Below are 23,375 nucleotides of genomic sequence, written 5' to 3'. Positions count from 1 at the left end.
TTCACCAAGTTAGGCTGCGGTAAGGGTTTTTGTAACCTACAGAAGTCGGTATCCGTCCTGTGTGAATTCGGAATCGGGGCGGAAACTACTTTTTGCCTTGGACGTCCGTTGTATCCGGATTCCCGTGGCTCGCTTGCCGACGTTTAGGGTGTTCGCGTGACGACAGTGATCGTGCTCAACGGTGGCTCCAGTTCGGGCAAGTCGGGGATCGCCAGGTGTCTGCGAGCGGTGTTGCCGGATCCCTGGCTCACCCTCGGTGTGGACACCTTGATCGACGCCATGCCGTCCACGGTGGACGACGGGATCGACTTCGCAGCGGACGGTGGGGTGAACGTCGGATCCGGTTTCCAGCGGCTCGAGAACGCGTGGATGGCCGGTGTCGCGGCGATGGTCCGGGCCGGGGCCAGGGTCATCATCGACGACGCGTTCCTCGGTGGGGCCGCGTCGCAGCAGCGGTGGCGTGAAGCGCTGGCCGGACTCGAGGTGTTGTGGGTCGGGGTCCGGTGTGACGGCGTCGTGGCCGCCGGACGGGAGATGGCGCGGGGGGATCGGGTCACGGGGATGGCGGAGGCGCAGGCCGAAATCGTGCATCGGGGCGTGGTTTACGACCTTGAGGTGGACACTGGGGTGGAGGAAGCGTTGGTTTGTGCGCGGGAGATCGCCGCACGGGTGGAGTGATTTCGCTGAGGGGTGGGCTGTTTGGTCGGCGGGACCGGCGCTGGCGTCTGCCGTGGCCGGGGAAGCGTGATCCAGCCGTGAGTGCGTCGCGTCTTGGTGGTCAGGTTGTTCCGCGCTCACCGCTGGGATCCAAGGTGGACAGTGCTGAGGGCATGACCGGGCCGTTAAGAGCGGATGTTGCCCCGTGCGAAGTGGCCGCTGGGTGGAGGAAGCGTTGGTTTGTGCGCGGGAGATCGCTGCACGGGCCGAGTGCTTTCGCTGGGCGCGACGGCGGTGAACTGCATCTTGACGGCCAGCCTTGTTCCGCGCTCACGGAAACCTCCAAAGTGGACAGACCCCGGCGGGCGCGACCTAGCCGCGAAGGGGCTTCGGGAGCCTTCGCCTAATTCGGTGCGCGCTGGTTAGAAGGGTGGGGTGTCGTCCTCTGGTTCTGGTCGTGGGTCGTGGAGTGGTTCGGGTGCTGTGGTGTAGGTGTGGCCGGTGGGGGTGGTGATGGTCGTGCCGCCGTTGCTGGTGGGTTCGGTGGTCCAGCCGGGTTCTTCTTTGAGCATGTTGTGGGTTTTGCAGGCGGCGTGGCAGTTGTGGTGGTCGGTGTCGCCGTGGTGGGCCCAGGTGGTGATGTGGTCGATTTCGGAGAACTCGGCTGGCCGGTGGCAGCCGGGGTGGGTGCATTCCCGGTCGCGGGCTTTGATCAGTCTGGCCAGTGAGGCCGGGGGCCGGTAGGTGCCGGGGCTGGCTTCGAGGAGCTGTCCGGTGGTGGGGTCGGTGATCAGCCGCGACCAGGTCGAGTCCGGGGCGGCGGCGATCTCGCGGGTGAGCCAGCCGGGGATGGGGCCGTAGCCGGCCAGCGTCGCGGGGTCTTCCCGGGCACCGGTCAGGGTCAGTAAGTCGACATAGACGTGGATATGCGCGCGGGGTGTGCCGTGGCCGTCTTCGGCCAGGAGACGTTCGGCGAAGATGTCCGCCCGGTGCTGGTCGAGGGTGCGGGTCTGGTCGGATGCGCGGCGGGCCTTGGCCGCACGGGACAGGGACGCGTAAACCGAGCTGGCGACTTCGGCGGGAAGGTAGCCCGACAGTTTGGACATGGTCTCGTCTTCGTGGTCCAGCGCCACATGTCGTAGCGCGCGTTTCGCCGCGGCGCGTTCCCGGTAACCGTCGGGATCATATTTCTGCACGGCGTGGTCCACCGATTTCCGGATCGCCGTCGGGTCACGCTCGGCCAGACGTTTCGCCATCCACGCGTCCACCTGGGCGGCGACCTCGTCGGACACCTCCCGGGTCAACTGGGACACCTTCGACGCCTTGTACAGATCGATATCGCCGTTTTCCAGCGCCGCCAACGTGTTCGGCAACCGCGCCACCAACGCACACGAGGTCTCGACCAGCAGATAGGCCTGATTACGAGAGACCGAGAAGACCAGAGCGACCTCCTCGGTCACCGATCTTCGCGAACCACCCACCCCGGCGTACTGGGCTATCGAATGCACCTGCCGTCCCTGCGCACGGCGAAGCACTACCTCCTCGTCATAGGCGACGTCGAGAAAACGAGCGGCTTTCGGGTTGAAAGCAAGAGACTGGGTCATGACCAAGATCATACTCGAACGTGCGTTCGAGCGCTACTGAATCGATGGGTAGGGCAAACCCTAGCCTGAAAAACACTTTGCTGAACGCATAGAGGGTTTCAGCAAACCAGCACGCGTCGTGGCCGGTCGTTGAGTTCGTCCTGCGAATACCAGGTAGGTCAGTTCCTGCGGGGTAGACAATCCAGTGGGGTCGCCGCCGCTTGTCAAGCGACCGCGGATCGCAAATGCATCGGCATGCCAGTGGTCACGTGAACTACCTGTGGCCGCTCATCGCGTCGGCATGGCAAGGTCGCGATCTGCGATCGATCGTCGCCGACGATCAAATCGCCTTCCCAAAAGTCGGCTCGGCCGGCCGCTCGTCGATCAGGAGCCTCGCCACATTCAGCACCTGGTGACCGACAAGCTCCAGGGCGGGAAGTGCTCACTGCCTGACAGGCAGTGTTCCGGGCGCGATACTGGTCTTCATGACTCCAGCGAACCACCCGGACAAAGTCCACTTGAGGGCGTTCACCGAGGCCGACCTCGCCTTTCTCGACCGCCTCTGCACGGATCCCGATGCGCTCGGCGAGTTCGAGTGGCCCGGATTCGGTGATCCGAGGACACGCCGCAAGCGATGGGAGACCGACGGGTACATCTCCGCCGAGTCGTCGGCGGTCGCGATCGCGCGGGCCGACGACACGGTTGTCGGTATCGTCAGCTGGAAGCCCCGCGGCTTCCCCGCGGGGGTCACCTACGAGATCGGCGTGGGGGTGCTGCCCGAGCATCGTGGGCAGGGGGTGGGCACGGCGGCGCAGAGGCTGCTCGTGGACTACCTGTTCGGCCGCACGACCGCGAACAGAATCGAAGCCCTCACCAACGGCGGTAATCTCGGCGAGCAGAAAGCCCTCGAACGGCTGGGGTTCCGCCGGGAAGGGGTCATGCGCGGCAGGTCCTTCTACCACGGCGAGTATCTCGACGTGCTCGTCTACGGTCTGCTCCGCTCAGAGCATCGTCCCGGAACGCCATGAGCGCTCCAGCGTGAGGCTCAAGGGAGACAAGGCAGAAGTGACCCGAGAATCGTTCACCTCACGGCAGGAACGGCCTCCGAAACAGCGCGCACGAGTTCCTCGACCCGTTGTCCCCACCGGGAAACGATGACGAGATCACGATCAGGGTCGACCCACAACAAGTGCTGATCGACGTTACCGCGCGCGGCACGACCGGTCGACGGCGTGGACGGGAACGGGCCGAGCCACCAGAGATAGCCGTAGTCGGTATTCCAGGGACAGGGGGTCCAACTGCGTTCGATCCAGCTTCCGCTGAGCAACCGGCCGTCGAGATAGAGCAGGCCGAGCAGCGCGAGATCCCTGGCGGAGATCCGCAATCCGCCTCCCCAGTGGGCGCCACCGCTGACCACCGGGACGGTCTCGCCGTCGATGATGGTCACCGAGTCGCGATAGCCGTGCCAGGACCACGTATCCGACGCGCCGAGCGGGCCGAGGACGTGCTCGTCCAGCACCGAAGGCAACGCTCGGCCGAAAAGGTGGGTGAGGGCCAGGCAAAGAAGGTTGACACGAACGTCGTTGTACTCCCAGGCCGAGCCCGGCGTACCGACGCGGCGAGGGCCGTCCAGCCAGGACGGTTTGCCCCAGAGCTCACCGTCCCATTCACTGGTCTGCTGCAACAGGTGATGCCAGGTGATCGACGTCCCGGCCAGCTCCGGCAGGTCGAGAGTGTCGGCCACCGGCCGGTGCGGATCGGAGATCAGCCCCCGGTCGAAGGCGATACCGGCGACCGTCGACACGACGCTTTTCGTGACGCTGAAGGCCATTTCCGGCGTATCGGGATCACCCCACGCGGCGATGCGCTCGCCGCTGTGAAGGATCACTCCACTGGCGCCGGACGCCGGCCACAGCGGCCCCAGCACCTCACGGTGCGAACGTTCCTTCACCTGGCTCGCCAGATACGCGCTCATGTCGCCGATACCCGGCGTGACGCGCTCGGCCTGTGCCGCCGCGGCGGCGCGGACGGCGGGCAGGTCCAGTGCCATGCCCCGAGACTAGTCCTCCACCGGCTTCGTCCACGCCACCTGCACCAGCCCGGTCCCGTGCCGCCGCGACACCAGCACACCCCGCCCGGCGGGCTGCGGCCCCGGCTTCACGTCTCCGAGCAGCGCCCCTTCGTCCCGCGACCCGGACATCACGAGACCGGGGGAGCCCAGCTCCCGGATCCGTTGCAGCACAGGTTCGAACAGGGATCGCCCGGCACCGCCGCTCCCGCGCGCGATGACGAGGTGGAGCCCGATGTCCCGCGCCTGCGGAAGGAATTCCAGCAGCGGCTGCAACGGGTTCCGGCCGACGGTCGCGACCATCTCGTAGTCGTCGACGAGCACGAACAGTTCCGGACCGCGCCACCAAGACCGGTTCCGCAACTGCTCCGGCGTCACGTCCGCGCCGGGCAGACGGTTCCGCATGGCCTGCTGGCACTGCTCGATCAGCCCGGTCAGCACGGTTTCGGAACCCGCGTAGCCGAGCAGATGCGAATCCGGCACCGCGCCCAGCATCCCTCGCCGGTAATCGGCGACGACGATCGCGGCCTCTTCCGCCGAGTACTTCGCCACGATGCCTTGCGCGATCGCGCGCAGGAGCGAGCTCTTGCCCGACTCCACGTCACCGAAGGCCAGGAAGTGCGGTTCGGTGGCGAAGTCGAGATACACCGGCCGCAGGTTCGATTCCGCGATGCCGAGCGTGACCTGCTTGCGCGGCCCGGCTTCCAGCGAGTCCAGCGGGACCTCGGGAGGCAGCAGCCGGACCTGCGGCGCCGCCGCCCGGGTCCAGGCGGCCGAAATCCGGCGGTTCAGGTCCAGGCCGCCGGCGCCGATGGTGTCCGGGCGCTGGTCCGAGTCGATCCGCGGCAGCGCCGCGAGGAAGTGGAGCTTGTCCGCCGTCAGCCCTCGGCCCGGCCTGTCCGCGGGGACGTTCTGCGCGATCTTGCGGTCGATCAGCGAGTCCGCAGGTTCACCGAGCCGCAGCTCGAACTTGGTGCCGATGGCGTCGCGCAGCGTCGCCCGCATCCCCATCCACTGGTTGATCGAGACGACGACGTGGATGCCGAAACCGAGCCCGCGCGAGGCCAGGCTGGTGATCTGTTCCTCCAGCTGCTCGTATTCCTGGCGGATGGTGGTCCAGTTGTCCACGAACAGGAAGACGTCGCCGAATTCGCGCCCCTCGGTGCTTTCCTGGTATTCCGAACGCCGCTGGCGGAACGTCGTGATCGACTCGATCCCGTTGGCGGCGAAGAACTCCTCACGCTGTTCGAGCAGGGTCGTCAGCTCCGCCACCACCCGGCGGCACCGCTGGGCGTCGCGCCGGGTCGCGTAGCCGGACACGTGCGGCAGCCCGGCGATCGGCGCCAGCGCGCCACCGCCCATGTCCAGCACGAACAGCTGGACCTCTTCCGGTGTGTGGGTCAGCGCGAGCATCGCGGCGATGTCGCGCATCAGCGTGCTCTTGCCGCTCTGCGGCGCCCCGACGATCAGCGCGTGCCCGGCGGCACCGGAGAAATCGGCCCACAGCATGTCACGCCGCTGTTCGAAGGGCTTGTCCACCAACGCGACCGGGATCATCAGCTTGCCGTTCCCGCCCCAGCCCAGCGGGCACAGACCGCGTTCGGGGTCTTCGCCGAGCGGCGGCAGCAGCTGGTCCAGTGTGGGCGGTTCGGCCAGTGGCGGAAGCCAGATCTGGTGCGCCTCCGGGCCTTTGCCTTCGATCCGCGAGATCATCGCGCCGATGATCGTCTCGCCGGTGCCCTTCTCGACCGGCTCCTCGGCTTCGACGGTCACCGGGATCTCCACCGGCGCCAGTGTGAACGGCATCAGTCCGAGACTCCGGCCGTCCTTGCGCACGATCTTGCTGCGCGGCGGCAGCTCCCCGGAGACGTACGCGGCCTTGAGCCGGATGAGCGTGTCGTTGTCGGACTTCAGATACGCCGAACCCGGCACGGGCGGCAGCTGGTAGGCGTCGGCGACACCGAGCACCGCGCGGCTCTCCGACGCGGAGAACGTCCGCAGGCCGATCCGGTAGGACAGGTGCGAGTCCAGCCCGCGCAGCCGCCCTTCTTCGAGGCGTTGCGAGGCCAGCAGCAGGTGGATTCCGAGGCTCCGCCCCAGCCGCCCGATCGCGACGAACAGGTCGATGAACTCCGGCCGCGAGGACAAGAGCTCGCTGAATTCGTCGATGATCACCAGCAGCGACGGCAACGGCCGCAGGTTGGCGCCCGACTCCCTGGCCTTTTCGTAGTCCCGCACGGACGCGTAGTTCCCGGCCGCGTGCAGGAGTTCCTGACGCCGCAGCAGTTCGCCGTTCAGCGCGTCCGCCATGCGGTCGACCAGCGCGAGGTCGTCGGACAGGTTGGTGATGACGGCGCAGGTGTGCGGCAGCCCGGTCATCCCGGCGAACGTCGCGCCACCCTTGAAGTCGATCAGCGCGAGGTTCAGCTTCTCCGACGAATGCGTGACCGCGAGCGCGGTGACCAGCGTCCGCAGCAGCTCGCTCTTACCGGATCCGGTCGCGCCGATGACCAGGCCGTGCGGCCCCATCCCGCCTTCGGCCGATTCCTTCAGGTCGAGATCGACCGGCCTGCCCTCGGGATTCACGCCCAGCGGGATGCGCAGCCGGTCCCGCGCGGACCGCGGCGCCCAGGTGACCTCGGTGTCGGTGTCGCGCGGATCGCCGATGCCGAGCAGCCCGGCCAGCCCGAACGTCGCCGACATCGGCGCCTCGCTGACCACCGCCGCGCCCTGGAACAGCGGCGTCAGCATGCGGGACAGCGCTTCGGCGGCCCCGCGGTCCAAGGTGTCCGGCTTGCCTAGGAACCCGAGCCGTTGCTCCGTCCCGTCGCCGACGACCATCCCGAGCTGCTCCGGGCTCATGTGCAGGCTCAACAGCCGTTCCGACGAGACCGACCGCGGCTGCTCCGTGCCGATCTCGATCACGGTGACACCGAGCTTGCCCTCCTCGGCGACGAGCCGTGTGTCGCCGTGGGTGTGCCCGCCGTCCACGATCACGACGACGTGCGGCAGGTCCAGCCGGGCGTCCGGCCGCCGGGTGAACGCGGGCCGGTCGCCGAGGTCGGGGCCGAGGAGTTCGGCGAGCTTCCCGGCGCCGGAGTCGACGAGCCGCCGCGGACCGGCGGCGTCGGCGGCGGTGGAGGCGACGTGCGGCAGCCACTTCGCCCATTCCCAGTCGTGCAACCGGTCGTCCTTGACGCACAAGGCGATCCGCAGGTCCCCGGGCGAGTGGAAGGTCGCGAGCTGGGTCAGCAGTGCCCGCGCGGTCCCGAGCGTGTCCGGGCGGCGGCCGGACAGGCTGACCTGCGCGAACGATCGCAGCGAGACCGCGACCGGGAGCCCGTCGACCGTCGAATAGGTGCGGATGAAGTGCTTGAGGTTCGTCGAGCACACCGGGTCGAGGTCTTCCAGCGGCACGGTCTGCGGCGCCTTCAACGGGGTCGCCAGCCGCTGCGGCCCCGTTCCGATCCGCACCTGCCCGAACTGCGCGTCGGACCGGCGGCGATCCCACAGCCTGCCCGTTTCGACGCAGGCCCACAGATCCGCCGGATCGGGTTGCAGCGCCGTCATCGCCGCGCGCTGGTTGTCCGCGATGTCGCGGACCTGGCCGCGCAAACCGGTCAGATACCGCTGGTAGTCCCGGCGCTCCTCGTTGATCTGCGCCTTCTTCTGCGCGCCGCCGCGGCCGAGCGACATCACGACCATGCCCACCATCGCGGTGAGGAACAGCGCGCCGAAGATGTAGGTCATCACCCCGCCGTCGCGTCCGATGTAGACGAACGACATGGCGCCCATGCCCAGCATCATCGGCATGAACATCAGCAGCTGCATGGCTCCGCCCGAGGAGCCCTTCGGCAGCATCGGCGGGGACTGCAGGACGATTTCACCGGGCTGCTCGCCCAGGGCCGGCAGGCGGTCGCGAGTGGCGCTCATCAGGGTCTTTCTGGCCGCTTGTGGGTAATCCTGCCGATCATTCTGGCCACTCGTGCCGCCGTCGCGGTGGGTACTTTTGCCGTCCGCTCACGTCTGGTGGCGAACTTACGCTGCTGGTCACGCAGACGTGGGGGAACGAGAAAAGGAGAGCCATGGTCGGCACGGGCGAGTACCGGGCGGAGCCCGAGGCCATGCGCTCGGCGGTCGGGAACCTGGGCGGCATCATCATGCAGGGCATCAACGTCGTCGCCGACCTCGAACGCACCGTCCTCCAGCCGATGTCGTTCGCCACGTTCGGCAGCGCGGTGGCGGCCGCCAACACGGCCATGCAGAGCCAGCAGGTGGTCGCGGTCCGGACGCTCCTGCAGCTGCTGCAGCAGATCAACGGCTTCATCAAGAGCAGTGCCGACGCCTACCAGGCCGCCGACGAGGCGGTCGCGGGTGGTTACGGCGGCCGTCCCGGTGGCGGCGCGGGTTCGACGTCGTCGTCGATCTGGGGCAACTCGCACGCCTCCGAACTGGCGACCCTGGCCATCAACGACAGCGCCGGCGGACAGGGCGAGCCGTCGTCGGTCGGCAACGTGCTGCGCTACCTGGGGGACGCGCGGCTGGGTCAGCTCGGCGACCACCCGATCACCGACACCCGGTTCCACGGCGTCTCGGATTTCAACGACTGGCTGGCCGGGGACGCCGACAACCAGGCGCGGGTCGGGGTCATCGAGGTCTACGCCGGTACGGCGCGCAACTTCGGCGACGTGCCGGGCGGGGTGCACAGCGGCGACGTCGTCGTGGTGGAACCGCTCCTGTTCTCCGACAGCAAGCCGATCATCGCCATCGCCGGAGAGGGCGGGCTGCTCTACAACCACGGAATCGTCGACGCGGACATCGACGGCCTGGCGAAGGTCAGTGTCTACCGCCCGGCTTCCGTCTGACTTCCGGCCTGAGGAGCGACCATGCTGACTTACCCCAATTCCAGCGCGATGGACGCCACGGCGTCCTCGGGCGGGCCGATCACCATTCTGCCGCAGATCCTCACCGGCCAGCCGGAGCAGATCGCGAAGCACGTCCTCGAGGTGCTCAAGAAGGCCAACGAGTTCCTCACCATGTACAACGAGGTGACGAAGGCCGCCGAGCAGCTGGGCAAGATCTGGTCCGGCGGCGCGTCGGACTCCGCGCTGAAGAAGATCACCGACTCCCTGAACTCGCTGACCAAGATCATCCAGGTCGTGCAGAAGGGCGCCGAGCTGCTCGGCATCGCGGGAACACTCATCAAGACCGCGCAGACCGCGTACAAGGCGGTGGTCTCGGCGGTGAACCCGACGGTCGCGGGCCTGATGTCGAATCCGTGGACCTACGGCGCCGCCGTCGCGCTTTCCACCGCCACCAGTGCTTCGCTGCGCGCGTTCATCACCGCGATCGGCGCGCTGCTGAAGGCGCTCGGCGTGGTCGACCTCGCCAACCAGATCACCCAGATCGCCACCATCATCGGCGAGGTCCAGAAACTGTTCGGGCACGACGCCGCCGGGGACAACGGCGCGGCGGGCAACTCGGCGGTCTCGGGCACCCCGGTCACCAACCCGCAGGCGCCGGGCTCGGTCGCCAGCGGTTCGGGACAGGCCGCGATCGGCGGTTCCGGTGGCGGCGCGGGCGGTGGTTCGACGCCGGGCGAGACGCCGCCGTTCACCCAGTACCGGCCGCCGGCCTTGGGCGGCAACGGTTCCCAGGGCAACTGGCCCGGTGGTGCCGACGCGTGGATCCCGGTGGACAGACCCTCCGGTGGCGGCGCGGGTTCTTCCGGAGGCTCCCTGCCGGGCGTGGGCAACGGCAACACGGTCACCATCACCACCGATCTGAGCACCGGCAAGTCCACCGTGCAGGCGCCGGGCGGCCAGGACATCGATATCGACATCGACATGAACTACGGCGGTAAGCACTTCGAGCAGCACATCGACATTGACGTAGACAACGCTGTCGCTGACTCACCGGCGAAGGGCAGGTAGCCGTGTGGGGGAGCGGTGTGGTCGACGCTTCGGGCGTCGTCAGCTCGATCCTGTCGAATTACCGGCGGCTCGTGGTCGAGTACCAGCGGAGGGTCACCGGTGATCCTTCGGCGCTGACCGCGGCCGGCCAGCGATGCGGCGACCGGGCGTCGACGGTTTCCGGCCGGGCGGACGAGATCGGCAAGGCGTCGAAGGCCCTCAACGCGTCTTGGGAGGGCGACGCCTACACGGCGTTCTCCGTCTCCGCCGCGAAGCTGTGCCAGGAACTCGGTGAGCTCGGCGCGAAACTGAGCGACCAGTCGAACCGGCTGCGGGCCGGAGCGCAGGCCCTGCAGGGCGCGAAGTCGTGTGTGGACTCGATCCTCGCCCAGTTCGACCAGTACGCCGCGCAGCTCACCAGCCAGGCGCGGACGGCGAACGCGAACGCGGTCGACGCCTTCATCTCCGCCGCCCGTCAGCTCGGCGAACGGGCCGCGCAGGCGGCACAGGAGATCGCCGACGAACTGAGCGAGGAACTCGCGCGGCTGTTCCCTCCGGAGGGCACCGGCCGGATCGAGCACGAGCTCGGCAAATGGGGCCGCGGCCCGTTGTACTGGCTCAACGGCGAAGCGCTCGACGGTCGCAAGCGCCCGCGTTCGCATCCGTCGTGGTTCGGCAACTCCGGCTGGAAGAAGCTCACCTGGGACGGTCTCGAAGGCACACGCGCTCCGAGGGCGGGCGACACCCCGTTCGGCAGGCCGAAGCCGGAGACCCTCGGCGAAAAGGCCTGGGGCAACACCGAGATCACCTACGCCAAGTGGAAGCAGGAGCAGGACGGCTTCACCCCGGGGTGGGACGCCAAGATCTCCACACAGGGCTGGGACTTCAAGGCGTCCGGCCACGCCGAATTGGCCGCCTTCAAGGAAGAACTCGAAGGCAAGAAGGAATGGGGCGTCGCTTCGGCCAGTGCCAAGGGCACCGCGTTCGTCGGCGGTGAGGTGAACGGCTCGCTGCAGGCGGGCGCGCACGGCGTCGGCGTCCACGCCAACGCCTTCGTGGGCGGCAAGATCGAAGGCGAGCTCGCGGCGGACGTGGCCGGGGTGGGCGTCGGCGCGAGCGGCACCCTCCAATATGGACTCGGCGCGCAGCTCGACGGCCAGGCCGTTTACGACGCAGGGCACATCAAGGTCAACTTCAAGGCCGGTGTCGCGCTCGGCCTCGGTGCCGGGATCGGCGCGAAGATCGACATCGACCTGCCGAAGATCGCGGACACCGTCGGCGAGTACGGCGGCGCGGCCGTCGACGCGGTCAGCGGTGCGGCGGTCCAGGCGGCGGACGCCGTCGGCGAGGCATGGGACGACGCGATCACCTACGTGGGCACGTGGTGACGGGGATGAGCGAAACGATGACGCAGGACCGGGTCTCCCTTCCGCTCGGGTTCGACATCCCCGAGGGCTGGACGCCGGTCGAGCCGGCGTCCGTCGGCGCCGACGGCGCGGTCTTCGTGGCGGTGCGCTCCGGGACGGACGCGGAGTTCACCCCGAACATCACCCTGAGCATCGGGCAACGGCCCGACCAGGCGGAGATCACCGGTATCGCCGACGAGGCCGTCGAACGGCTCGGCCGGACCATGGCCGCGCTCGAAGTGGTGCGGCGCAAGGTGATCGGCACCGGGATCGCGCCGGGGGTGACGCAGGTGCTGCGCGTCCGCACCGGCGAAGGACAGGATCTCGTACAGACGCAGGTGCTGCTGACCGTGCCGGGGGCGACGCCGGCCGAGCGGCTGATCCTCGAAATCGCCTGTACCGCGACGCCCGAGGCGGCCCGTGGCCTCGGCGACGACTTCCGGCGGTTCGTGGGCAGTGTCCACGTCCGGCGGGATTTCACCGCAGATGAAGGAGAAGACTCGTGACCACCGACCCCTACGCCATGCCGGACATGGACGAGCTGCTGGACCAGGTCCGCAAGCAGACCGAAGAGGTGCAGCGCATCCAGCGTTCGGTCGAGGCGATGGAGGTCAAGGCGCACTCGCGACAGAACGAGGTCACCGTCGTGCTGCGCGGTGACGGCCGGTTCACCTCGATCGACATCGACCCGCGAGCGGTGCGGCAGTACGACGCGCGCAATCTCTCGGAGATCGTGCTGGAGGCGGTCAACAACGGGCTGCAGAAACTGGCCGAGGCCAGCAGCGCCAAGTTCGCCCCGGTCATCGAATCCGCCAAGTCGATCGAAGCATGACGGCCGCGATCGCGGGCTCCACCAGGCGCGTCACCGTGGTGACACCGCGGGCGCGCGTCGACGTGGCGCTGCCGCAGCAGAGCACGTTCGCCGAACTCGTCCCGCAGCTCGTGCGGCTCGCGGGTGCTTCGGGGCAGGCGTCGGCCGAGCATCCCGGCTGGGTGCTGTCCCGGCTCGGCGGTGCTCCGCTCGCGCTCGGGCTCACGGTCGCCGCGGCGCAGGTGCGCGACGGCGAAGTCCTCCATCTGACCCCGCGGGAACGCCCGCGGGGCCCGCTGCTGTTCGACGACGTCGTCGACTCGATCGCCAGTGTCGCCGAGTCGGGTACCGGGCGGTGGGGGCCGTCGGTGGCGCGCAAGGCGGGCATCGTCGCGTCCGTGGTGCTGCTGCTCGCCGGGGGTCTGCTGGTGCAGGCCGCGGCGTCCGGCAGTGTGCTGGCGCCGATCGGGACCGGGCTGCTCGCGCTGGTGCTGGTGCTGGGTGGCGGCGCGTTGAGCCGCGCGTACGGCGACGCGGAGGCCGGTGCCGCCGGCGCGCTCGCCGGGGTCGGCGCGGCGCTGCTGGCGGGGATGTCGATCCTGCCGCCGCATCCGCTGTTCTCCCTGTCGGCCGGGCCGCTGGCCGCCGGGCTCGCTGTGGTGACCGTCTACGGCGTGATCGCGGCCGTTTCGGTGGCGGACCGGTTGCCGTGGTTCGTCGCGGTGACGGTGGCGGCCGGGCTCGGCGCGATCACCACCGCCATCGTCCTGCTGGCCGACGTCCGCCCCGTTTCGGCGGCCGCCGTGGTCGCGGTGGTGGCGACGGCGCTGGCGGCGGTCGCGCCGATGATGGCGCTGCGGCTCGGCAGGCTGCCGCTGCCGCGGGTGCCCGACGACATGGACGCCTTCCGAGCCGACGAGAACCCTTCGCTCGGCGAGGACATGGTCGGCGGCACGACGTACGCGCAGGCTCTGCTGACCGGGCTGCTGGTCGCGCTCGGACTCGTCGTGGTTTCGGCGTCGGTGGTCCTGTCGTCTTCGGGAGGGGCTTGGGAAGCCGGTTTGAGCGCGCTGCTGGGGCTGGCGCTGATGTTGCGCTCGCGCGCCTTCGCCGGCCGTTCGCAGCGGGTGGTGCTCATCGGGTTCGGCGCGGCGGCCCTGGCGGCGGCCGCGTTCTGGCTCGCCGCCGGTGGTCCGCGGTCGTTCGTGTTCGCCGCGGGCTGTGCCGTCGTCGTCGCGGCGGGCGTCTGTCTCACCTACGCGACACGTGTCGCGAAGGGACGTCGTTCCCCTTACTGGGCAAGGACTCTCGATATCGTCGAGTTCCTCGTGCTGCTCTCGCTGGTCCCGTTCGTCGGCATGATCGCCGGTGTCTACGAGGCCGTGCGGGGCTGATCTCTCCCGCCCTCCCTGCCCGCGTTTCGTCCTCTGGATGCGGTACTTGCGCCACGCAACTACCGCATTTAGAGGACGAAACGCGTTACGTCCGTGAAGGACTCCTTCCCTACCCTCAGAGAAGGAAGGAGCCCTCCACGGACCGCCCCCTCAGGTCTCCAGCGCCAGCGGCAGGGTCCGCCGGACCGACGCCGCGTGCCGTCCGTGCAGCGGGGTCACCGCGATCCCGGTCGGGCGCACCGGTTCCGCGCCCGGCCGCCCGCCCACCCGGATGGTCACTTCGGTCTTCTCGCGTCCGCCGGGTGAGCGGTACACCGTGTACGAAGTCGCGGTGAACGCCGAGCCGGGGACGTGAAGATCCAGTGTCCGCGCGAGTTCCCGCTCCGACCGGGGCCGGTAGCAGACCTGCGACGCCCCGCCCCACTCCCAGGAACGCCAGCCGTCCACCGGCGCGTCCTGTCCGCTGCCGAGCGCGACGCGCAGATTTTCCGTCACCTCACCGGCTTCGAGCACGGTGCTCTCGAACCCGGCTTCGGCCAGCGTGCCCATCAGCGACAGCGCCGCGCAGGCGGTGCTGCGCAGCGCGCCGAGTTCTCCGCCGCCTCTGGCGAGCGCGGCGATCGGCGCGTCCTCGGGCCGGTAGCGGACGGTCAGCCAGCGGACCCGCAGCAAGGACTGTCCATTGGGGACGGTCCAGGTCAGCAGTTGCGCGCTGGACAAAGGGATCCCGGTGCTCGTGTACGCCTCCCGCAGGAGGCCGACGAGAGTGTCCGGCGACGGTGCCACGGTGCCGGGGGTGAGCCGCACGATGGCGCTCCACCCGTCGCCGACCTCGGCGACCCCGAAGCGGTTGCCCGCGCGGTCGACGTGCTGGCGCACCCGGACGGGGCCGGCGAGCCGGTGCAGCGGATCGGGGACTTCGTGTTTGTCGCGGCGCTTCAGCCGGTAAGCGGCCCAGGTGAGCGCCCAGCCCGCGGCGTGGCGTCCGGCGAAGCGGACCGAAGTCGTCAGCACGAGGACGCCGGCGACCGCGACGATGCTGATCCACGCGGCTTCGGGGATCCCGTCGACGGTGAGGGCCAGCAGGATCGCGATCCCGGCGATCTCCCAGAGCGCCGCCTGAAGCGGCCGGATCGGCAGCAGCCAGGGCAGTGGCGCCGCGCCCGCGACCCCGCGCGCGGGCGCGGCTTCCGGGACCGGGCGGGCCGGGGCTTCAACCGACAAGGAATTCCCCTCCTCCGTGCACGCGCACGACGGTAGCCCCGCCCCGCGCGGGGGAGGGGCGTAAAAAATACCCTCACCGCGAACCTGGCCGGAACCTAACGTGAGCACCCTCGAACGGGTGGGCAAGAGCGGCGGGGGACGGGAGCGTGTGGACGCAGCGGGACCAGATCCAGGCCTACCAATTCCTCCGCAGGAGACTGGTTTCGGCACTGGTCTCGGCTGACGCCAACCATCCGGTCGCCCCGAGCAGAAGGCTCGTCATCGGAACCCTGTGCGGCCTCGGCGTCGCGTTGCTGGTCACCGCGGTGTTCGGCGTGATCGGCCTGCTGAACCCCTCCGGCGGCAAGGACTGGCTGGCGGGCGGCAAAGTGATCGTCGAAGAGGGCACCGGCGCGCGCTACATCCTCGGCCAGGACGGCGCGCTGCACCCCGTGCTCAACTACGCCTCCGCGCGGCTGATGGCGGGCGGCAACGGCGAGGCCACTGTGACCGTCCCATCGGACAAACTCGCGAAGGCGCCGCGAGGTTCGCAGATCGGCATTCCCGGCGCCCCCGATTCGCTGCCCGCGGCGGCCGCGCTCGTGAACACGCCGTGGACGAGCTGCTCGCGGACCACACAGGACGCGCCCGCTTCGGCCGAACCGGAGACGACGGTGCTCCTCGGCGCGCCCGCCGCCGGGGTCGACCTGCCGAGGGATCAGGCCGTCGTGGTGCGTGTCCCCGACGGCGAGCGCTACCTCGTGACGGCGGGGCGCCGCTACAAGCTCACCCCGGAAGCCGCCACGGCGCTGCAGTTCGACACGTATCCGGTGATCGCGGTGTCCTCCCGGTGGATCGGCACCGTCGCCGCCGGACGCGATCTGGCCTACCGCGCGGTCGACGACGCCGGGCGGCCCGGTCCGAAGGTCGGCGGCACCGCGACGAAGATCGGTTCGGTGCTCGGCGTCGTCGACGCGATGGCGTCACCCAACGACGCGACGTCCTACTACCTCGTCCGTGCCGAAGGGCTCCAGCCGATCGGCCAGACCGAGGCGAGCCTGCTGATCAACACACCGGAGAACGCGGCCGCCTACAACGGTGTCCCGGCGCCCGTCGCGGTGCGCGCGGCCGACGTCGCCGCGGTGCCGAAGGTCGCCTCGGCGAGGACGGGCGGGGCCGATCCCGCCGAGTATCCGGACCGGATCCCGCGAAAAGCGCCCGTTACCGGACAATCCGTGACGTTATGCGCGCAGGGTTCTCGAATCGTTATCTCCGCACAGGTCCCGTTGCCGCAAGGTGCGAAGGCGATCCCGGTGACGGCGCGCACGGACGCGCTCGTCGCCGACGCCGTCTTCGTGCCTCCGTCCGGCGGCGCGGTGGTGGCGGAATCCGGTTCCGGCACGGTCTACGTCGTCACCGACACGGGCCTGAAGTACCCGGTCGCGAGCACTGAGGCACTCGCTTCCCTCGGGTACGGCCAAGCCGAACGGCAGCCCGTTCCGAATGGATTGCTGGCACTGGTTCCGCGCGGTCCCGCGCTGGATCCGGCGCAAGCGGGTCGTGCGGTGTCCGCGGCGGGTGGGACGGGGTGATCGGGAACGTGCAGATGACCGAAGACAGGCCGGAGACCGACCGCGTCGACGTCGCGGTGATCGAAGACCATCCGCTGTACCGGCACGCCGTGGTCCGGGTCCTCACCGAGGCCGAAGGGATCGAACTGGGCGCCGTGGTCGATTCGGTCGCCCGGTTCCACGTGCATCCTCAGCCGCCCGGCAGCGTGGTGCTGCTCGACCTCGGCCTGCCGGGGATCGCCGGGGCGGCCGCCGTGCTCCAGGTGGCCGAACTGGGACATCACGTGCTCGTGGTGTCCGCGCAGGCCGAACCCGAACAGGTGCTCGGCGCGATCGCCGCCGGTGCCAAGGGATTCCTGTCCAAGGACGTCGACGTCGAGGAACTGCTGACCGCGATCAGGACGGTCGCGCGTGGCCGGGCCTACGTTTCCGCGGTGGTGGCAGGGATGATCATCAAGGACAACGCCGACCGTCCCGCGCCGGCTCCGGACGTCGCGCTCTCCGCCCGGGAGAAGCAGGTCCTGCGGCTGGTCGCGGCCGGCGAACGCGACGTCGACATCGCCCGCATCCTGGGCATCGGAGTTCGGACGGTCCGTGGTTATCTGGACCGGATCCGTGACAAACTCGGAGAGAGAAGGCGGGCCGGTCTGGTCCGCAAGGCCATCCAGCTCGGGCTCGCGTCTCCGCCGGAGGTGCCCGGCCCCTCGCGGCCGGTCGCGCCCCGCGCCGACGCGGGCGGATTCGAAGGACGCCGGTGAACGCAGACGAGCAGCAGCCGAAACGCACCACGCCGATCAACGTCGGGGTGATCGAAGATCATCCGCTGTACCGGGACGCCGTCGCGCGTGTCCTCACCGAAGCGCCCGACATCGCGCTGGGCGCCGTCGCCGACTCCGTCGCGCGGTTCGCCGTCCAGGATCAGCCCGCGGGCAGCGTCGTCGTTCTCGACCTCAAGCTGCGCGGCGTCCAGGACGCGGCCGCCGTGCTCGAGGTGGGACAGATGGGGCACAAGGTGCTCGTGGTGTCCGCGCACGCCGAGCAGCCCGAGGTGCTGGGCGCGATGCAGGCCGGGGCCAAGGGTTTCCTGTCCAAGGACGTCGACGGCGACGAACTCCTGCGCGCCATCCGCACCATCGCCGAGGACAACGCGTACGTTTCGCCGACACTGGCCGGGATGATCATCCAGGACAGCGAAGACCGCCACGCCGGGCCCAAGATCGTCCTGTCCGAGCGGGAGAAGCAGGTCCTGCGGCTGGTCGCGGCGGGCGAACGGGACGTCGACGTGGCGGAGATCCTGAACATCAGCGTGCGGACCGTGCGGTCCTATCTCGACCGGATCCGGGACAAGACCGGGGAACGGCGGCGTGCCGGATTCGTGCGCGTCGCGATCCGGGAAGGCCTGCTGCGCTGAACCCCCCGCGTTTAGTCCTCTAAATGCGGTAGTTGCCGAGCGCAACTACCGCATTTAGAGGACTAAACGCGGGGGCCCGAGAAAGTTCACCCGCAGCGTGTAGACCGAACTGGACGCGGTGATGAACAGATCGTTCCGCCGCGGCCCGCCGAAGGTCAGGTTCGAACACACCTCCGGCACGCGCAGCTTCCCGATCCGCGTGCCGTCGGGCGCGAAGCAGTGCAGGCCGTCGTGCGCTGCGGCCCAGACCCGGCCCGCGGCGTCCACGCGCACGCCGTCGAAACCGCCGGCGTCGCAGGTCGCGAAGATCTCGCCACCGGAAAGCCGTCCCTCGTCCACCGAGAAAACCCTGATGTGGCTGGGTTTCTGCCGCGTGTCCGCGATGTAGAGCAGCGACTCGTCGAGTGAGAACGCCAGGCCGTTCGGGCGCGAGAAATCATCCGCGACGATCCGTACGGAACCATCCGGATCGACCCGGTAGACGTGGCAGGCGCCGATCTCGCTCTCCGCCTGGTGGCCCTCGTAGTCGCTGTCGATGCCGTAACTCGGGTCGGTGAACCAGATCGCGCCGTCGGAGGATTCGACGACGTCGTTGGGGCTGTTGAACCTCTTGCCCTGATAGGTCTCCGCGAGCACGGTGGTCGTGCCGTCGTGCTCGGTGCGCGTCACCCGGCGGCCGCCCTGTTCGCAGCTGACGAGCCTGCCCTGCCGGTCGACGGTGTGCCCGTTGTGGAATCCGGCGGGCTCGCGGAACACGCCGACCGCGCCGGTGGTCTCGTCCCAGCGCAGGACCCGGTCGTTCGGGATGTCGCTGAACACCAGGTACCGCCCGGCGGGGAAGTAGGCGGGCCCCTCGGTCCACCGGCAGCCGGTGTGCAGCCGCTGCATCCACTCGTCCCCGTTGACGCGGGCGAACCGCTCGTCGAGGACTTCGAAGTGTGCCTTGACCATGTCCATGGAAACCCCAGTGTTCCGAATGAGATATTGCGATCATCATGAACCGCCGAACTTGATATGGTCAACCCATGGATGACGTGGATCGCATGTTGCTCACCGCGTTGCAGCAGGACGCGACTCAGGCGTACGCCGCGCTCGGAAAGGCGGTCGGCCTGTCCGCGGGCGCAGCGCACGAGCGGGTCCGCAAACTCCGCGAACAAGGCGTCATCCGGCGCACGACCGTCGACGTCGACCCGGCGGCGGTCGGCCGGGGCGTGATGGCGTACGTGCTGGTGGAGGCGGGCTCGTGGATGGGCGACGCGCCGACCAAGGCCGCGCTGGAGGCCTTGCCCGAGGTCGTCGAGGCGCACATCATCGCGGGCCCGGCCTCGCTGCTGGTGAAGGTGCGCACGCCGACCACCGAGGAACTGCAGGCGTCCCTGCGCAGGCTGTACGCCATCGAAGGCGTCACCGGGACGCAGACGATCGTGGTGCTCGAGTCCTTCTTCGAGCGCTCGGTGAACGCTACAGGCGACGGTTCGCCAGGACGCCCGTCGCCGCCCGCGCCTTCCCGCTGACCGCGGGATCCACGTCGACGACCACCAGTTCCGGCCCGGCGCCCAGCTGCGTGTGGACGCGGCCGAAACCGTCGGACACCGTGGAGTAGCCGATCCCGGTCGGCGCCTTCGGATTCACCGGCGTCGAGGTCGTGGCCGGGTCGGCCTGCCCGCAGCCCAGCACCCAGCAGCCGGAGTCGAGCGCGCGGGCGCGCACCAGCACCTCCCACTGCTCGCGTTTGCCCTCGCCCGCGCCCCAGGACGTCGGTACGAGAACGATGTCGGCGCCGTCGCCGGCCAGCTTCCGGAACAGTTCGGGGAAGCGGATGTCGTAACAGGTCGCGACGCCGAAGGTCACGCCGTCGATCTCGAAGGTGGCGGGCGTGGTGCCCGGTGCGACCGTGTCGGACTCGGCGAACCCGAACGCGTCGTACAGATGGATCTTGTCGTAGCCGAAGTGATGCCCGGCGCCGGTGACGAGCAGCGTGTTGCTCACGCGCCCGTCGGGCGACGGCGTGAACATGCCCGCGACGACCACGACGCCGTGCTCCTCGGCGAGCGCGGCCACAGTGGACGCCCACGGTCCGTCCAAGGGTTGCGCGACGGGCCCGAGCGGGATCCCGAACCGCGCCATCGCCGCCTCGGGGAACACGACGACCCGGGCGCCCTCGGCCGCCGCGGCCGTCACGCCCTCGCGAATCAGCTTCAGGTTCGTCTCGGGATCCTCGGCGGCCGTGAGCTGGCACAACCCGATTCGCGGCACGGAGGCCTCCCTCATCGTGGGATCGCTGGTCACCACCCCAGTGTGCCTGCTCGGGGCGATCCGGCCACCTCGTACCCTTGACCCATGCTGAACCGTACCGACCTGCGTGGACAGGTCCCGTCCGTTGCCGAACTCAGGCGCACGCTCCCGCGTGCCGAGTACGACGTGGACGCGGCGCTGCATCACGTACGGCCGGTGGTCGAGGCGGTCCGCGATCGCGGCGTCGAGGCGGTTCTCGAGTACACCGAGAAGTTCGACAAGGTCCGTCCCGGCGGCGTCCGCGTGGCCGCCGCGGAGCTCACCGGCGCGCTCGCGAACCTGGACCCGGCGGTCCGGGAGGCGCTGGAGGAGTCCATCGTCCGCGCCCGCAAGGTCCACGGCGATCAGCGTCGTCAGGACGTCACGACCGAGGTCGTCGACGGCGGCACCGTCACCGAGCGCTGGATCCCGGTGGAGCGCGTCGGGCTGTACGCGCCGGGCGGGCTCGCGGTGTACCCCTCGACGGTGGTGATGAACGTCGTCCCGGCGCAGATCGCCGGCGTCGGCACGCTCGTGCTGTGCTCGCCCCCGCAGGCCGCGTTCGGCGGGCTCCCGCACCCGACGATCCTGGCCGCCGCCGAACTGCTCGGCGTCGACGAGGTCTGGGCCGTCGGCGGCGCGCAGGCCGTCGCGCTGCTCGCGTACGGCGGCACCGACACCGACGGCGCGACGCTGGAGCCGGTCGACGTCGTCACCGGTCCCGGCAACATCTACCTCACCGCGGCCAAGCGGCTGCTGCGCGGCATCATCGGCATCGACTCCGAGGCTGGCCCGACCGAGATCGCCATTCTCGCCGACGAGACCGCCGACCCGGTGCACGTCGCCGCCGACCTGATCAGCCAGGCCGAGCACGACCCGCTCGCCGCGAGTGTGCTGGTCACCACGTCCGAGGAGCTCGCGGACGCCGTCGACAAGGAGCTCACCGGCCGCGTCGCCGCGACCAAGCACTCCGAGCGGGTGACGGAGGCCTTGGGCGGCAAGCAGTCCGGCATCATCCTGGTGTCCACTGTGGACGACGGGGTCCGGGTCGTGGACGCGTACGCCGCGGAACACCTGGAGATCCAGACCGCGGACGCGCCGTCGGTGGCGGCCCGCGTGCGCAACGCCGGCGCGATCTTCGTCGGGGCGTACGCGCCGGTCTCGCTCGGCGACTACTGCGCCGGATCGAACCACGTCCTGCCCACCGGCGGATTCGCGCGGCACTCGTCCGGGCTCTCGGTGCAGAGCTTCCTCAAGGGCGTGCACGTCGTCGACTACAGCCAGGACGCGTTGCGCGAGATCGCCGGCCGCGTCGTGGCGCTGGCGAACGCCGAAGACCTTCCCGCGCACGGCGAAGCCATCACGGCGCGGTTCGAGGGGGAGCGGGCATGAGCATCGGGGAGGAGATCACGCTCGACGCGCTCCCGCTGCGGGAGGACCTGCGGGGCAAGACCCCGTACGGCGCACCGCAGCTGGACGTGCCGATCCGGCTCAACACCAACGAAAACCCGTACCCGCCGCCGGACGCGCTGGTGGCCGACGTCGCCGAGGCCGTTCGCGCCGAGGCCGCTTCGCTGCACCGCTACCCGGATCGCGACGCCGTCGCGCTGCGCCAGGACCTCGCGGACTACCTCGCGGTGTCCACCGGCGTGCTGGTGTCGGAGTCGAACGTGTGGGCCGCCAACGGGTCCAACGAGATCCTGCAGCAGATCCTGCAGGCCTTCGGCGGTCCCGGCCGGTCGGCGCTGGGCTTCGAGCCGTCGTACTCGATGCACCCGATCATCTCGGCGGGCACCCGCACCGACTGGCTGCCGGTGCCGCGCCGCGACGATTTCACGCTCGACACCGAGAAGGCCGCCGCGCTGGTGCGCGACCGCCGTCCGGACATCGTGTTCGTGACCAGCCCGAACAATCCGACCGGCGGGTCGATCCCGTTCGACGAGTTGCGCGGGCTGCTCGAAGCGGCGCCGGGGATCGTGGTGGTCGACGAGGCGTACGCGGAGTTCTCGTCGCAGCCGAGCGCCGTCGAGCTTCTCGAGGAGTACCCGGCGAAGCTGATCGTGTCGCGCACGATGAGCAAGGCGTTCGCCTTCGCGGGCGGGCGGCTCGGGTATCTGGCGGCGGCGCCCGCGATCGTCGACGCGCTGCAGCTGGTGCGCCTGCCGTACCACCTCTCGAAGCTCACGCAGGCCGCCGCGCGCGCCGCGCTGCGGCACGCGGACGCCACCCTCGCCTCGGTCGCCAAACTCGCGGCCGAACGCGACCGCGTGGTGGAAGCGTTGCTGGGCTTGGGATTCACCCCGGTCCCGAGCGACGCGAACTTCGTCCTCTTCGGACGGTTCGCGGACGCGCCCGCGACCTGGAAGTCCTATTTGGACAACGGCGTGCTGATCAGGGACGTCGGCATCGAAGGGCACCTTCGGGTGACCATCGGGACGCCGGAAGAGAACGACGCCTTTCTCGAGGCCAGCAAGGAGGTGCCGCGATGAGTCGCGTCGGCAAGGTGGATCGCACCACCAGGGAATCGTCCATTTCGGTCCAGCTCGACCTGGACGGCACGGGTCAGGTGGAGATCGACACCGGTGTCCCGTTCTACGACCACATGCTCACCGCGTTCGGCGTGCACGGCTCGCTCGACCTCAAGGTGCAGGCGACCGGTGACGTGCACATCGACGCGCACCACACCGTCGAGGACACCGCGATCGTGCTCGGCCAGGCGCTGCGGCAGGCGCTCGGCGACAAGAGCGGTATCCGCCGGTTCGGCGACGCGTGGATCCCGATGGACGAGACCCTCGCGCACGCCGCGATCGACGTCTCCGGGCGGCCGTACTGCGTGCACCTCGGCGAGCCGGAACAGTTCAACAGCTTCACCATCGGCGGGAACTACCCGTTCGTGCTGACGCGGCACGTGTTCGACTCGCTGTCGTTCCACGCGCAGATCGCGTTGCACGTGCGGGTGCTGCACGGCCGGGACCCGCACCACATCGCGGAGGCCGAGTACAAGGCCGTCGCGCGGGCGCTGCGGGCCGCCACCGAGCCGGACCCGCGGGCGGGCGGCATCCCGTCGACGAAGGGCGTCCTCTAA

Annotated in this window: 22 protein-coding genes; 16 read left to right on the top strand and 6 right to left on the bottom strand. The window is 69.6% G+C overall.

The window, feature by feature from the left end; translation table 11 throughout:
* The first annotated feature begins 156 nt into the window (after nt 1-156).
* A complete protein-coding gene (cpt, locus tag ACOCEP_RS39585; protein WP_482335057.1) occupies nt 157-678 on the top strand; it encodes a chloramphenicol phosphotransferase CPT in 522 nt (173 codons plus the stop codon).
* Between the two features lie 401 nt (nt 679-1,079).
* On the opposite strand, the gene ACOCEP_RS39580 is transcribed toward cpt, so the two are convergent.
* Nucleotides 1,080-2,261 carry an HNH endonuclease signature motif containing protein gene (locus ACOCEP_RS39580; protein WP_482335056.1) on the bottom strand — a complete coding sequence of 394 codons (1,182 nt, stop codon included), beginning with the start codon at nt 2,259-2,261 and terminating at the stop codon, nt 1,080-1,082.
* 248 nt (nt 2,262-2,509) lie between these two features.
* Here ACOCEP_RS39580 and ACOCEP_RS39575 point away from each other — a divergent pair, with 248 nt between their 5' ends.
* Both ACOCEP_RS39575 and ACOCEP_RS39570 read left to right on the top strand, forming a co-directional pair.
* Nucleotides 2,510-2,656 (top strand): hypothetical protein, encoded by a 147-nt coding sequence (locus ACOCEP_RS39575; RefSeq protein WP_482335055.1) that lies wholly within the window; start codon nt 2,510-2,512, stop codon nt 2,654-2,656.
* Nucleotides 2,657-2,725: 69 nt separating this feature from the next.
* Nucleotides 2,726-3,268: a GNAT family N-acetyltransferase gene (locus ACOCEP_RS39570; RefSeq protein WP_482335054.1), complete on the top strand. Its 543-nt coding sequence runs from the start codon at nt 2,726-2,728 to the stop codon at nt 3,266-3,268.
* A 53-nt stretch (nt 3,269-3,321) separates the two neighbouring features.
* Here the strand turns inward: ACOCEP_RS39570 and ACOCEP_RS39565 are convergent, their stop codons facing one another.
* Nucleotides 3,322-4,290, bottom strand: coding sequence for a serine hydrolase domain-containing protein (locus ACOCEP_RS39565; protein ID WP_482335053.1), 969 nt, complete (start codon nt 4,288-4,290; stop codon nt 3,322-3,324).
* A gap of 9 nt (nt 4,291-4,299) precedes the next feature.
* Nucleotides 4,300-8,241 (bottom strand): type VII secretion protein EccCa, encoded by a 3,942-nt coding sequence (gene eccCa, locus ACOCEP_RS39560; RefSeq protein ID WP_482335052.1) that lies wholly within the window; start codon nt 8,239-8,241, stop codon nt 4,300-4,302.
* A gap of 152 nt (nt 8,242-8,393) precedes the next feature.
* Between eccCa and ACOCEP_RS39555 the strand changes: the two genes are divergently transcribed.
* The 6 genes from ACOCEP_RS39555 to eccD are packed head-to-tail and all read left to right on the top strand — an operon-like array spanning nt 8,394 to nt 13,831.
* Entirely contained in the window at nt 8,394-9,173 is a 780-nt protein-coding gene (locus ACOCEP_RS39555) for a WXG100 family type VII secretion target (protein ID WP_482335051.1), read from the top strand.
* A gap of 21 nt (nt 9,174-9,194) precedes the next feature.
* Nucleotides 9,195-10,241, top strand: coding sequence for a hypothetical protein (locus ACOCEP_RS39550; protein WP_482335050.1), 1,047 nt, complete (start codon nt 9,195-9,197; stop codon nt 10,239-10,241).
* Nucleotides 10,242-10,258: 17 nt separating this feature from the next.
* On the top strand, nt 10,259-11,608 hold the full coding sequence (locus ACOCEP_RS39545) for a WXG100 family type VII secretion target (protein WP_482335049.1): 1,350 nt from the start codon (nt 10,259-10,261) through the stop codon (nt 11,606-11,608).
* A gap of 5 nt (nt 11,609-11,613) precedes the next feature.
* Nucleotides 11,614-12,132: a hypothetical protein gene (locus ACOCEP_RS39540; protein WP_482335048.1), complete on the top strand. Its 519-nt coding sequence runs from the start codon at nt 11,614-11,616 to the stop codon at nt 12,130-12,132.
* Nucleotides 12,129-12,458 carry a YbaB/EbfC family nucleoid-associated protein gene (locus tag ACOCEP_RS39535; protein ID WP_016336001.1) on the top strand — a complete coding sequence of 110 codons (330 nt, stop codon included), beginning with the start codon at nt 12,129-12,131 and terminating at the stop codon, nt 12,456-12,458. The genes ACOCEP_RS39540 and ACOCEP_RS39535 overlap by 4 nt, the downstream gene beginning before the upstream one ends.
* Complete coding sequence (gene eccD, locus ACOCEP_RS39530) at nt 12,455-13,831, top strand: type VII secretion integral membrane protein EccD (RefSeq protein ID WP_482335047.1); 1,377 nt, start codon at nt 12,455-12,457, stop codon at nt 13,829-13,831. Before ACOCEP_RS39535 ends, eccD begins: the two co-directional genes overlap by 4 nt.
* Before the next feature lie 150 nt (nt 13,832-13,981).
* Here the strand turns inward: eccD and ACOCEP_RS39525 are convergent, their stop codons facing one another.
* The gene (locus tag ACOCEP_RS39525; RefSeq protein ID WP_482335046.1) at nt 13,982-15,055 is read right to left on the bottom strand and encodes a type VII secretion protein EccE; all 1,074 of its coding nucleotides are present in this window, start codon (nt 15,053-15,055) and stop codon (nt 13,982-13,984) included.
* A gap of 146 nt (nt 15,056-15,201) precedes the next feature.
* Between ACOCEP_RS39525 and eccB the strand changes: the two genes are divergently transcribed.
* Genes eccB through ACOCEP_RS39510 form a run of 3 tightly spaced genes read left to right on the top strand, consistent with a single transcriptional unit; the run spans nt 15,202 to nt 18,016 of the window.
* Entirely contained in the window at nt 15,202-16,626 is a 1,425-nt protein-coding gene (gene eccB / locus ACOCEP_RS39520) for a type VII secretion protein EccB (RefSeq protein WP_482335045.1), read from the top strand.
* Nucleotides 16,627-16,640: 14 nt separating this feature from the next.
* On the top strand, nt 16,641-17,363 hold the full coding sequence (locus ACOCEP_RS39515) for a response regulator (protein WP_482335044.1): 723 nt from the start codon (nt 16,641-16,643) through the stop codon (nt 17,361-17,363).
* Nucleotides 17,360-18,016, top strand: a complete 657-nt coding sequence (locus ACOCEP_RS39510; protein ID WP_482335043.1) for a response regulator — start codon at nt 17,360-17,362, stop codon at nt 18,014-18,016. The genes ACOCEP_RS39515 and ACOCEP_RS39510 overlap by 4 nt, the downstream gene beginning before the upstream one ends.
* Before the next feature lie 54 nt (nt 18,017-18,070).
* Here the strand turns inward: ACOCEP_RS39510 and ACOCEP_RS39505 are convergent, their stop codons facing one another.
* Nucleotides 18,071-18,973: an SMP-30/gluconolactonase/LRE family protein gene (locus tag ACOCEP_RS39505; protein WP_482335042.1), complete on the bottom strand. Its 903-nt coding sequence runs from the start codon at nt 18,971-18,973 to the stop codon at nt 18,071-18,073.
* Between the two features lie 68 nt (nt 18,974-19,041).
* Between ACOCEP_RS39505 and ACOCEP_RS39500 the strand changes: the two genes are divergently transcribed.
* Nucleotides 19,042-19,530 (top strand): Lrp/AsnC family transcriptional regulator, encoded by a 489-nt coding sequence (locus ACOCEP_RS39500; RefSeq protein WP_482335041.1) that lies wholly within the window; start codon nt 19,042-19,044, stop codon nt 19,528-19,530.
* Here the strand turns inward: ACOCEP_RS39500 and ACOCEP_RS39495 are convergent.
* The gene (locus ACOCEP_RS39495) at nt 19,478-20,272 is read right to left on the bottom strand and encodes a carbon-nitrogen hydrolase family protein (RefSeq protein WP_482339905.1); all 795 of its coding nucleotides are present in this window, start codon (nt 20,270-20,272) and stop codon (nt 19,478-19,480) included. The genes ACOCEP_RS39500 and ACOCEP_RS39495 overlap by 53 nt on opposite strands.
* Before the next feature lie 84 nt (nt 20,273-20,356).
* Between ACOCEP_RS39495 and hisD the strand changes: the two genes are divergently transcribed.
* From hisD to hisB, 3 genes are read left to right on the top strand one after another with little or no spacing between them, the layout of a single operon-like run.
* Entirely contained in the window at nt 20,357-21,682 is a 1,326-nt protein-coding gene (gene hisD / locus ACOCEP_RS39490; RefSeq protein ID WP_482335040.1) for a histidinol dehydrogenase, read from the top strand.
* The gene (locus tag ACOCEP_RS39485) at nt 21,679-22,779 is read left to right on the top strand and encodes a histidinol-phosphate transaminase (protein ID WP_482335039.1); all 1,101 of its coding nucleotides are present in this window, start codon (nt 21,679-21,681) and stop codon (nt 22,777-22,779) included. The genes hisD and ACOCEP_RS39485 overlap by 4 nt, the downstream gene beginning before the upstream one ends.
* Entirely contained in the window at nt 22,776-23,375 is a 600-nt protein-coding gene (hisB, locus tag ACOCEP_RS39480) for an imidazoleglycerol-phosphate dehydratase HisB (protein WP_005155296.1), read from the top strand. Before ACOCEP_RS39485 ends, hisB begins: the two co-directional genes overlap by 4 nt.

The organism is Amycolatopsis sp. CA-211722, assembly GCF_056828465.1.
This window is presented reverse-complemented; position numbering and strand designations above follow the sequence as displayed.

Excerpts from the sequence above, each read along its gene's own strand:
- ACOCEP_RS39580 (WP_482335056.1), bottom strand. The coding sequence starts at position 2,261 with ATGACCCAGTCTCTTGCTTTCAACCCGAAAGCCGCTCGTTTTCTCGAC.
- ACOCEP_RS39570 (WP_482335054.1), top strand. The coding sequence starts at position 2,726 with ATGACTCCAGCGAACCACCCGGACAAAGTCCACTTGAGGGCGTTCACC.
- ACOCEP_RS39565 (WP_482335053.1), bottom strand. The coding sequence starts at position 4,290 with ATGGCACTGGACCTGCCCGCCGTCCGCGCCGCCGCGGCGGCACAGGCC.
- eccCa (WP_482335052.1), bottom strand. The coding sequence starts at position 8,241 with ATGAGCGCCACTCGCGACCGCCTGCCGGCCCTGGGCGAGCAGCCCGGT.
- ACOCEP_RS39555 (WP_482335051.1), top strand. The coding sequence starts at position 8,394 with ATGGTCGGCACGGGCGAGTACCGGGCGGAGCCCGAGGCCATGCGCTCG.
- ACOCEP_RS39550 (WP_482335050.1), top strand. The coding sequence starts at position 9,195 with ATGCTGACTTACCCCAATTCCAGCGCGATGGACGCCACGGCGTCCTCG.
- ACOCEP_RS39540 (WP_482335048.1), top strand. The coding sequence starts at position 11,614 with ATGAGCGAAACGATGACGCAGGACCGGGTCTCCCTTCCGCTCGGGTTC.
- eccD (WP_482335047.1), top strand. The coding sequence starts at position 12,455 with ATGACGGCCGCGATCGCGGGCTCCACCAGGCGCGTCACCGTGGTGACA.
- ACOCEP_RS39515 (WP_482335044.1), top strand. The coding sequence starts at position 16,641 with ATGACCGAAGACAGGCCGGAGACCGACCGCGTCGACGTCGCGGTGATC.
- ACOCEP_RS39505 (WP_482335042.1), bottom strand. The coding sequence starts at position 18,973 with ATGGACATGGTCAAGGCACACTTCGAAGTCCTCGACGAGCGGTTCGCC.
- ACOCEP_RS39500 (WP_482335041.1), top strand. The coding sequence starts at position 19,042 with ATGGATGACGTGGATCGCATGTTGCTCACCGCGTTGCAGCAGGACGCG.
- hisD (WP_482335040.1), top strand. The coding sequence starts at position 20,357 with ATGCTGAACCGTACCGACCTGCGTGGACAGGTCCCGTCCGTTGCCGAA.
- ACOCEP_RS39485 (WP_482335039.1), top strand. The coding sequence starts at position 21,679 with ATGAGCATCGGGGAGGAGATCACGCTCGACGCGCTCCCGCTGCGGGAG.
- hisB (WP_005155296.1), top strand. The coding sequence starts at position 22,776 with ATGAGTCGCGTCGGCAAGGTGGATCGCACCACCAGGGAATCGTCCATT.